Genomic DNA, 3,385 nt, shown 5'->3' on the forward strand with positions numbered 1-3,385 from the left:
TCCGACGCTCTACCTCAATAGATTTCGCGGAGAACCAGCTATTTCCCGGCTTGATTGGCCTTTCACCCCTAAACACAGCTCATCCGAGAATTTTTCAACATTCACCGGTTCGGTCCTCCAGTGCGTGTTACCGCACCTTCAACCTGGCCATGCCTAGATCGCCGGGGTTCGGGTCTAATCCATCATACTCAGTCGCCCTATTCAGACTCGCTTTCGCTGCGCCTACACCTAACGGCTTAAGCTTGCATGGTAGATTAAGTCACTGACCCATTATGCAAGAGGTACGCTGTCACCCCCTATGGGGCTCCAACTGCTTGTAAGCATCCGGTTTCAGGTACTGTTTCACTCCCCTAATCGGGGTGCTTTTCACCTTTCCCTCACGGTACTGTGTTCGCTATCGGTCATGTGCGAGTATTTAGGCTTGGAGGGTGGTCCCCCCATGTTCAGACAGGATTTCACGTGTCCCGCCCTACTCGAATCTTCTTCGCTCACTTTCGCATACGGGGCTGTCACCCACTATGGCCACTCTTTCCAAAGTGTTTTGCTAATTAACGAAGAAGCATTGGCCTGGTCCCGGTTCGCTCGCCACTACTACGGGAATCTCTGTTGATGTCTTTTCCTCCAGGTACTGAGATGTTTCAGTTCCCCGGGTTCGCTTCACCAAACCTATGTATTCAGTCTGGTGATACCCTATCCACCTCTTTCCGATCGTCCGAAAACAATCGAAAGGAAATGGTGAGGGTGGGTTTCCCCATTCGGAAATCGCCGGATCAAAGATTGCTCACATCTCCCCGACGCTTATCGCAGCGTGCCACGTCCTTCATCGCCTGCACATGCCAAGGCATCCACCAAATGCTCTTACCTCACGCTTGAGAATCCACACCATCAACGACAGACCTGCATAAAAGTCACGTCGCTTAAAGATAGTGCAGAGGAATATCTCAGCCAGATAATCGTTTGATTGATCTTGTTGTGATGCATAGCTCGCAAGATCTGCCCGAAGGCAAACCGTACAATCCATGCGCCACGGCATCGATTTAAAAACCCATTCACAATGTCAAAGAGCGGTGGCCGAAACCACCTAACCGCCAAACGCGGTATTCGTTTTCGTTTCATACAATCGGATCTGATTAGTACCTGGTGGAGCCTATCGGGATCGAACCGATGACCCCCTGCTTGCAAAGCAGGTGCTCTCCCAGCTGAGCTAAGGCCCCGTATCCAGGCAAAATGGTAGGCCCGAGTGGATTTGAACCACCGACCTCACCCTTATCAGGGGTGCGCTCTAACCAACTGAGCTACGGGCCTATGCGCCAGCGCAGGCCTTACGGCCGCGGGCGGCAAAAGCCAGCTCAGGCTAACAGCATCTCACAGGCAAGGCCCGTGAGGCTGTATCCGATTGATGAAAGGACATGAGGACGACGGCAATGTTCTTTGAAAAGTCGCGAAGCATTCCAACGGCTGGCGCCGGCGCTTTCGTGACAATCCTTAGAAAGGAGGTGATCCAGCCGCAGGTTCCCCTACGGCTACCTTGTTACGACTTCACCCCAGTCGCTGAACCCACCGTGGTCGGCTGCCTCCTAAAAGGTTAGCGCACCGCCTTCGGGTGAATCCAACTCCCATGGTGTGACGGGCGGTGTGTACAAGGCCTGGGAACGTATTCACCGCGGCATGCTGATCCGCGATTACTAGCGATTCCGCCTTCATGCTCTCGAGTTGCAGAGAACAATCCGAACTGAGATATCTTTTGGAGATTAGCTAACCCTCGCGGGATCGCTGCTCACTGTAGATACCATTGTAGCACGTGTGTAGCCCAGCCTGTAAGGGCCATGAGGACTTGACGTCATCCCCACCTTCCTCCGGCTTATCACCGGCAGTTTCCTTAAAGTGCCCAACTAAATGATGGCAACTAAGGATGAGGGTTGCGCTCGTTGCGGGACTTAACCCAACATCTCACGACACGAGCTGACGACAGCCATGCAGCACCTGTCACTAGGTCCCCGAAGGGAAGAGATCTGTCTCCAGAAATCGTCCTAGGATGTCAAAGGCTGGTAAGGTTCTGCGCGTTGCTTCGAATTAAACCACATGCTCCACCGCTTGTGCAGGCCCCCGTCAATTCCTTTGAGTTTTAATCTTGCGACCGTACTCCCCAGGCGGATAACTTAATGCGTTAGCTGCGCCACCCAAGCTCCATGAGCCCAAGCAGCTAGTTATCATCGTTTACGGCGTGGACTACCAGGGTATCTAATCCTGTTTGCTCCCCACGCTTTCGCACCTCAGCGTCAATAACTGTCCAGTGAGTCGCCTTCGCCACTGGTGTTCTTCCGAATATCTACGAATTTCACCTCTACACTCGGAATTCCACTCACCTCTCCAGTATTCTAGCCATCCAGTTTCAAGGGCAGTTCCGGGGTTGAGCCCCGGGATTTCACCCCTGACTTGAAAAGCCGCCTACGCGCGCTTTACGCCCAGTAATTCCGAACAACGCTAGCTCCCTCCGTATTACCGCGGCTGCTGGCACGGAGTTAGCCGGAGCTTATTCTCCAGGTACTGTCATTATCATCCCTGGTAAAAGAGCTTTACAACCCTAAGGCCTTCATCACTCACGCGGCATTGCTGGATCAGGCTTTCGCCCATTGTCCAATATTCCCCACTGCTGCCTCCCGTAGGAGTCTGGGCCGTGTCTCAGTCCCAGTGTGGCTGATCATCCTCTCAGACCAGCTATAGATCGTCGACTTGGTAGGCCATTACCCCACCAACTATCTAATCTAACGCGGGCCCATCTAAAGGCGATAAATCTTTGGTCCGAAGACATTATCCGGTATTAGCTCAAATTTCTCTGAGTTATTCCGAACCTAAAGGCAGGTTCCCACGCGTTACGCACCCGTGCGCCACTAACCCCGAAGGGTTCGTTCGACTTGCATGTGTTAGGCATGCCGCCAGCGTTCGTTCTGAGCCAGGATCAAACTCTCAAGTTTGTGTCACATACCAAGCAAGCACGATCCGAAGATCGCCAACCCGCTAGGCATGAGCTTCAAGGAGCCGATACCTGCACTGTCAAACGTAATGGATACGAATGAACATGCATCATACCACCCAGACTGTGGAGCCTGAATGGATGTGGCAATCGGCTTCAATTAACCGGTACTCGGAGCCTTGAGGTCCCCGAACCGGGCGCCGTCGCCCACATGTCCCTTCATCAAAAACTAACAATGTCAAAGAACTCACCAGACACTAATACCGGACAGCTAATCACTCCCCGATTTACACCGGGGGACCGGCTATCCGTCTATGTTGGCGACCAACCCAGCGTCCGGTAGAAACCGTCAGCGCCGCGTCGGTGAGGGCCATCTAGGCCCCACCCGGGATTCGGTCAATGGGTTTTTTG

Annotated in this window: 2 tRNA genes and 2 rRNA genes (1 of these 4 only partly in view); all 4 read right to left on the reverse strand. The window is 53.2% G+C overall.

Annotation, left to right across the window (positions count from 1 at the left end):
* Window positions 1-872, reverse strand: a 23S ribosomal RNA gene (locus ACYQ0G_RS14000) (it extends 1,919 nt beyond the left edge of the window).
* Between the two features lie 266 nt (window positions 873-1,138).
* Window positions 1,139-1,214 (reverse strand) — tRNA-Ala (locus tag ACYQ0G_RS14005).
* A gap of 14 nt (window positions 1,215-1,228) precedes the next feature.
* Window positions 1,229-1,305 (reverse strand) — tRNA-Ile (locus tag ACYQ0G_RS14010).
* Between the two features lie 184 nt (window positions 1,306-1,489).
* Window positions 1,490-2,975 (reverse strand): 16S ribosomal RNA (locus ACYQ0G_RS14015).
* Together the 16S and 23S rRNA genes with 2 tRNA genes alongside form the textbook arrangement of a ribosomal RNA operon.
* Between the last annotated feature and the right edge of the window lie 410 nt (window positions 2,976-3,385).

This window comes from Qipengyuania triglochinis (assembly GCF_054655615.1).